Here is a 6,987-nt window from a genome sequence, read left to right as displayed (position 1 = left end):
CGACACCGAGGCCCTGCGCGCCGACCTGGCGTCGCGATTCGTCGCCCTGCGCGACGCCGACGTCACGATCGAGCGACTGCACACCGAGGTCCAGGAATCCCTGTTCGCGAAGCTGAGCCGCGAGGTGTTCGCGATCGAGGTTTCGGGTGCGAGCGACGAGGAGCGCCGTGCGGCGATCATGCAGCAGCTCCACGATGGGGGTCACGGCGACGTCAGCGACGTCCGTGTCGAGACCGGCGGGGGTCGACAGACGTACCAGATCGACATCGAGGGCGACGGTTTCACGGAGGAGACCACCATCCGGATCCTCGGTGACGAGGCACCCACGTCGATCGATCTGCCGACCGGCGAAGTCGAAGGCAAGGGCACGGTCGAGGCCATCGAGGTGAGGAAGAAAGGCCCGGAGTAGGGCATTGCTCACAATCCGGGCAAGTGTGCTTCGCCGCACGCGACCCAGCCACCCACGAACCAGGAGTCCCATGGTCCACTTCGTTCTCACGCTCGTCCTGCTGTGCTCCCCCGCCGCCCTGACCCCACTGGCCCGTTGCGCGGCCGTCGCGAGCCCGCGGGATCCAGCCACCGTCGCATCGCCCGACGCCGCCACCATCGGCGCGCGGATCGACCGCTACCTGTCGGCCATGGAGGCCTTCGGGTTCTCCGGGTCGATCCTCGTGGCCCACGAGGGAGAGGTCGTCCTGCGGGCGGGCTACGGGCTGGCCGATCGCGAGGCGCGCCGACCCTGTACGCCCGAAACGGTCCAGAGCCACGGCTCGATCACCAAGCAGATGACCGCGGCCGCGATCCTGTTGCTCGAGCAGCGGGGCGAGCTGTCGGTCGACGACACGCTCGATCGCTTCTTCGACGACGTGCCCGCCGACAAGCGCACGATCACCCTGCACCAGCTCCTCACGCACACCGCGGGCCTGCACGGCGGCATCGGAAGCGACGAAGATCCGATCGGAGCCGACGCCTACGTCGCGCGCGCGCTGGCCGAACCCCTCGCGCGCGCGCCGGGAACGGACTACGGCTATTCGAACATGGGGTATTCGCTGCTGGGGATCGTGGTGGAGCGCGTGTCGGGGCAGGACTACGAACAGTTCCTGCGCGAGGAACTCCTGCTGCCCGCCGGCATGCGTGACACCGGCTACGTATTGCCCGCGTGGAACGAAGACCGCCTCGCGAAGGGCTACCACAGGGGCGAGCCGTGGGGCCGGGTGTACGGACGCGGATGGCGCGACGACGGGCCGGGCTGGCCCCTGCGCGCCAACGGCGGAATCCACACCACCGTCGACGACATGTACCGATGGTTGAACACGGTCCGTGGCGAGGGAGCGCTCGACGCCGAGACCGCGCGCCGCTGGACCACGGGCGTCGTCGACCAGGGCTACGCCTATGGTTGGGTGGAACGGGACACGGAGTGGGGAACGATGATCTCCCACAGCGGCAGCAATCGGATCTTCTCGGCCGACTACGTCTGGCTGCCCGAAATCGAGTTCTTCGTCTACATCCAGGGCAACACGTCGACGGTTCCGGCCGACCGGCAGCGTGGGCGTCTGCTCGACGCGGCCTTCGATCCCGCCTTCTCGATGCCGCCACTCGTCGACCCCGCCGACGACGCGCGGCCGGAGGTGGCAGCGGAGAGGGTCGGGACGTACCGCCTCGGCGAAGGATCGCTCGAGGTGACGGCCGACGACACGCGGTTGATCGCGAAGCTCTGGGGTCAGTCGACCCTGGACCTGCTGTTCGATTCCACCCATGCACAACGCGCCCGGGCCGGCGAATTGAACGGACGAGTACGTGAGGCGATGGAAGGCCTGGAGGCAGGACGAGAGGATGCCATTGCGACGTTGATCGGCCCCGACGAGGACGCCGTCGAGGCCACCCGTCCGTTCCTCCAGCGCATCGAGCAGATCGGCGATCTCGAGGAGCTGCACGTGATCGGCTCCTTCGAGAACACGCCGGGCTCGCGCCTCGCGCAGTACGGACCGTGGACCACCTTCGTCTACGCGGAATTCGCGAACTGGAACCAGTACTGGAACCTGATCTGGAACGAAGACGGCACCCATCGCGGGAACGCGAGCGGCCCGTGGCCGTCGTTCACCCTGGTTCCGGTCGGCGAAGGCCGTTACCGCGCCGTGCAGCAGGAGACTCCGTGGCGTACCGTGGACCTGCGTTTCGAGGACGGGTGTCTGGTGGTCGGAACGCAACGCGCCTGTCCGGAGGAGTGAGCGCGCGGCTCGAGAACGGCGATCCCTGCTCCGGGGGTCGTGCTGCGACGCGGCGACCGGGACGGACAGCAGGGCGTTTTTTGTCGCCCTTCTTTCCTCACCGATGCGGTACGCTCGCTCGTCGCGTCCGGACTCGATCCGGGCAACCCGTACCCAAGCCCGGAGGCTTTCATGCCCCGCTCGGTCTTCTTCTTGCTGCTCGCCGCGCTCCTTCTGGGCGTCGCCCCGCCGGCGACGGCTCAGCTGTATCTCCGCCTGGCGGGTGAGACGCAGGGGCCCATCGACGGCGACGTCGACCTGGGGCCACTCACGGGCACCATCGCCACCACCAGCTTCCAGGTCGGGTTCTTCGTGCCGATCGATCCCTCGACGGGACTCCCCAGTGGGCCCAGTCAGACCTCGGAGTTGTCGATCACCAAGCAGACCGACGTGGCGACGATCCCGATCCTCCGGGCGTTCGGGAACGCCGAACGCATGACCACGTGCTTCCTGGAAGCCTTCCGCCCCGACGACGTGGGAGGGTCCCAGCTCTATCTGCGTATCACGTTGACCGACGCCCGTATCACGTCCTGGTCCGTTTCCGGGGCGGCGGACGGAGCTCGCGCCGTCGAGGCCCTTTCGCTCACCTACACCGGATTCGAGTGGAGGGACTTCGACACCGGCGAAGTCTACACCGACACCGGCGGAGCGTCGTCGGTCCTGCCGGACGCGCTCGCGGAGAACGTCGCGGTGGCGTCGATGCCGAATCCCACGTCGGGGGCGACGGACTTCCGCTTCCGGGTGCCGGAACAGGGCTCGGTCGCCATCGATGTCTTCGACTTCCGCGGCCGGCACGTCGTGACGGTCTTCGAGGGCGAGACCCGCGGATCGGAGGGCAGCATCTCCTGGGACGGACGCGACAGCGTCGGACGTCCCGTCGCCAGCGGGGTCTACCTCGTGAAGATGCGCTCCGGCGCCTGGCTGACCACCCACAAGATGTCGGTGATGCGATGAGTGCGCGCCGAGACACCCACACCCGCCCCATGGAGGCGCCCGTGCTTCGCATCTTCGCTCTCGTCGTCCTGATCCTCCTGACCGCCGTGCCGGCGACCCACGCCCAGATCTTCCTCGATCTCGATGGGCGCTTCCAGGGACCGATCGACGGTGACGCGACCTTCCCCGGCGAGGAGGGGACGATCGAGATCACGTCGTTCCAGTGGGGAACCGGTCGTGCCATCGAGCCGGACGGCGGACCCGCCGGTCCGATCTCCAGCGCGGACCTCTTCCTGAGCAAGGCGTGGGATTCCTCGTCGATCAAGCTCCTGAGGGCCCAGAGCAATGCAGAGGAGTTCAGCCGGTTCGTCCTCCACGTGTACGAGCCCTTGCCGAAACTGACGACCGGCGGGAGCGACGCGCTCGGGCGTCGCATGTTCCCGCCGGGGGTCTACATGGCGATCGAACTGGTCGGGGCCAGGCTGTCGAGCTACAACGCCTCGAGTGGAGAGGTCGGTCCGGCCGCCGAGAGCCTCGGCCTGGCCTACGATTCGATGCGGATCTTCTACGGCCCCAACGCGGACCTGTACGTCGACTCGCGGCGGACCCCGGCCCGAATGGCCTTGCCTGCGGTCGACGCATCTCCTCCCGGGTCGCGGCCGGCGGCGACGAGCAACGGATTCGACTTCGTCCTGCCCGAAGGCGGCGGCATCGGGATCGACGTCCACGACGCGAACGGCCGGCGGGTGGCAACGGTGATCGGTGACGACACCGACCGCGCCGACGGCGTCGTCCGCTGGGACGGAACGGACGACGCGGGTCACCGGCTTCCTCCGGGCGTGTACGAAGCGAGGATCCGGACCGCCGATGCCGAGATCACGCGGCGCATGGTGATCGGCGACTGAGAGGTGCGGCCGAGAGTTTCGCCCGTGCCATGCAACGCCGTCGATTCCTTGTTATCGTCCTGCGCCTCCCGGCGCGAGGTTCGGATGCCGGGGAGATCCTCCTCCCGAGGGAATCGAATCGCGAGTGGTGAGCACGTTCCGTGGATCCGGACTCCTGGACACGCCTGGAAAGCGCGTCCACGCGGCGATGATCGTCTTCGCCCTGGTCTACCTGGTCGGCCACCTCGCACTGGGGGCGTGGCTGTGCGGCCTGCTCGTGCAGGCCCACTCTCCGGTCATCGCGCTCATGGTCGCGGTGACCGTGATCGTCGCGCTCGGCAACGTGTTCGTCGCCGCGCCCCTGTGGGTCTACGCGGGCGTCGCGCTCGTGCGCGGGCCGCGGCCGATCGTCGAAGCCCCCGAGCCGGTCGAGGAAGAACGGCTGCCCCGGATCATCGTCCAGGTGCCCGGACGCAACGAACCGACCGATCTCGTGGTTCGCAGCATCGATTCCGTCCTGAACGCCGACTATCCCTCCGAACGGATCGCGGTGCAGTTCGTCGACAACAGCGACGACGACCGTTGGCAGGAGGTCCAGGGGATCTACGCCGACGATCCGCGCGTGCAGGCCGTGCATCGGGAGGGCACGGTCGGATTCAAGGCCGGCAACCTGAACCGTGGCTTGCGCATCATCGAGGAGGATCTTCGCGGGCAGGACGTCCTGGTCGGCCTTCTGGACGTGGGCGACACCTTCGCACCGAAAGTGCTGCGTCCGATGGCCACCGAGTTCGTGCGCGACCCGAAGCTCGGCTTCGTGCAGGGCATGTTCCGGATCGGCAATCCCCGCGACTCGATCATCAACTGGTCGGACAGCCACGTCGGTGACGCGGCGCGCCGCTTCACCGAGGGCTACATCGCGCACTACGGTATCCCGACGATGAACGGCCACTGCGCCCTGCTGCGCCTGCCTGCGATCGAAGAGATCGGAGGCTGGAACGAGGCCCGGGTCGCCGAGGACTGGAGCACCGGGATCACGATGATGATCAAGGGCTGGCGGGGGAAGTGGGTCGACTACGCACCCGACGATCCAGCCATGGTGTCGACCGAACTGAGCCCTCCCCACGTCGCCGGACAGCAGAAGCAGAAGCGCCGGTGGGCCACCGGCGGGACCGAACTGGCCAGGCTCCACCTCGTCGAATGGTTGCGTTCGGACCTGCCGTGGAACATGCGTCTGTCGCTCTTCCTGCGCTTCGCCGCCAACGCGAGCGTCCTGCCCGGGCTGGTCGCGCAGTTGCTGTTTCCGCTCTGGATCCTGTTCGTGCTGACGGGCGATGTGTCGCGAAGTGTGCTGGGCTTCGGCATCGTGTCCGTGGTGTTGCAGAGCCCGTTCCTGGTGATCAACAGCGCGTCGGCGATCAACTACGTCCGCGGGGGGGACCCTTCGAAGGCCCTGCGCGTGTTCGTCGCCTACCCGGTGCAGGCCCTGTGGCGTCTTCCGCTGTTCGCGCACGCGGGGATCGGCGTGGCCGAGGGACTGCACCGCGGCCTGAAGGACTTCGTGATCACGCCGAAGGGTGCCCACGGCACGTCGATCGGGGGCATCGTCCGGGCGCAGAGCCTGGTGCTCGTGGTCTCGTTCGTCACGGCGTTCCCACTGTTGATCGCGCTCACGGCCTTCGGCGGCGAGCTCGACCCGACGCTGATGGCCACCGTCGCACTTCCCGTGCTGACCCTCGCCGCGCTCTTCCTGGTACCGATCACCGAGTACGTCCGGCAGACGATCCTGCCCCTTTTCCGGCTGCCGCGGACCGTCTACGCCGATGGCCGTCGCGGCCTGTGGGCACCGTCGGGATGGATGGGCAACTTCGATGCACTCACCGTGGACCCGGTGTGTACCGAATCACCGCACAGCGGCCCGACCTGCCTCGAAGTCACCTACTCGAGCCCGGACGGCTGGGTCGGTGTCGTGTGGCAGCATCCTGCCAACGACTGGGGCGATCGCCCGGGGGGCCTGGACCTGACGGGCGCCAAGCGCCTGACGCTGTGGGCACGCGGCGCAGAGGGCGGCGAGATCATCGACTTCGGCATCGGTCTGCTGGGACGCGGCAAACTCTATCCCGACACCGTCCGGGAGGTCCTGAAAGGCGTCGCGTTGACACGCGAGTGGCAGCGCTACACGATCGAGTTGAAGGGTCGAAACCTGACCCAGGTCAAGTCGCCCTTCTTCTGGCGACTCGAGGGTCAGGGGCGGCCGATCACGTTCTATCTGGACGACGTGAAGTTCGAATGAGGGCCGGTCCGGTAGGCCCCGGTGAAGACGAATCCGCTTGGGAGACCTGGCGCCCTCATGACGTTCTGCCCTCGCGGAGATCGGGTCTCAGTCCTCGATCGAGAAGAGTTCCTCGACCGTGGTGTCGAACTCGCGTGCGATCAGCAGCGCGATGATGGTGGACGGAACGAAGCGCCCCACCTCGATCGTGCTGATCGTCTTGCGGGAGACGCCGATGCGTTGGGCCAGATCGGTCTGACTCCACCGTTTCTCGGCGCGGAAGACGCGAATACGGTTCCGGAGACGGACCTCACGCATGATCGTCTTCCGGGATGCCGTCTTCGTCCTCCGAGCGGTTGAGGACGAAGAACACGACCCCGTGCACCAGCGACATCACCGCGAGCACCGTTTGCAGGAAGAACTCGGCGGGCAGGCCGGTGTCGGTCGCCGATCTCGGCGGGAGTGGGGAGTGCGTGTGCGTCCAAGGATCCTCCTCGGGGGCCAGGGGCAGGGGGCCACGGACTCGCCGGGGCCAAGAATTCACGGACATCTTAACGATACCCTTAGGTGTCATTATATAACCAAAAGGTGTCGCTTCAAGAGTCCGCGCCGCACTGCCCCGGAGCAGCGCTCT

General features: G+C 67.5%; 7 protein-coding genes. 5 read left to right on the top strand and 2 right to left on the bottom strand.

Annotated features, from left to right (window positions below):
• From VKA86_04415 to VKA86_04395, 5 genes are all read left to right on the top strand, one after another.
• Positions 1-409 (top strand): hypothetical protein (locus VKA86_04415; GenBank protein ID HKK70437.1); only part of this gene is annotated, 409 nt, incomplete at its 5' end.
• A 70-nt stretch (positions 410-479) separates the two neighbouring features.
• Entirely contained in the window at positions 480-2,228 is a 1,749-nt protein-coding gene (locus tag VKA86_04410; GenBank protein HKK70436.1) for a serine hydrolase domain-containing protein, read from the top strand.
• Between the two features lie 171 nt (positions 2,229-2,399).
• Positions 2,400-3,221: a type VI secretion system tube protein Hcp gene (locus tag VKA86_04405; GenBank protein ID HKK70435.1), complete on the top strand. Its 822-nt coding sequence runs from the start codon at positions 2,400-2,402 to the stop codon at positions 3,219-3,221.
• Between the two features lie 41 nt (positions 3,222-3,262).
• Positions 3,263-4,105, top strand: a complete 843-nt coding sequence (locus VKA86_04400) for a type VI secretion system tube protein Hcp (GenBank protein ID HKK70434.1) — start codon at positions 3,263-3,265, stop codon at positions 4,103-4,105.
• 127 nt (positions 4,106-4,232) lie between these two features.
• A complete protein-coding gene (locus VKA86_04395) occupies positions 4,233-6,374 on the top strand; it encodes a glycosyltransferase family 2 protein (protein HKK70433.1) in 2,142 nt (713 codons plus the stop codon).
• Positions 6,375-6,461: 87 nt separating this feature from the next.
• On the opposite strand, the gene VKA86_04390 is transcribed toward VKA86_04395, so the two are convergent.
• Together VKA86_04390 and VKA86_04385 are read right to left on the bottom strand one after the other, a co-directional pair.
• Positions 6,462-6,671, bottom strand: a complete 210-nt coding sequence (locus VKA86_04390) for a helix-turn-helix transcriptional regulator (protein ID HKK70432.1) — start codon at positions 6,669-6,671, stop codon at positions 6,462-6,464.
• Entirely contained in the window at positions 6,664-6,903 is a 240-nt protein-coding gene (locus VKA86_04385; GenBank protein HKK70431.1) for a hypothetical protein, read from the bottom strand. Before VKA86_04385 ends, VKA86_04390 begins: the two co-directional genes overlap by 8 nt.
• Positions 6,904-6,987 lie beyond the last annotated feature (84 nt).

The organism is Candidatus Krumholzibacteriia bacterium, assembly GCA_035268685.1.
In the GTDB taxonomy this organism is placed as follows: domain Bacteria; phylum Krumholzibacteriota; class Krumholzibacteriia; order JAJRXK01; family JAJRXK01; genus JAJRXK01.
Note: the sequence above shows the minus strand (reverse complement) of the source record. Positions and strands in the feature narration are given on the sequence as shown.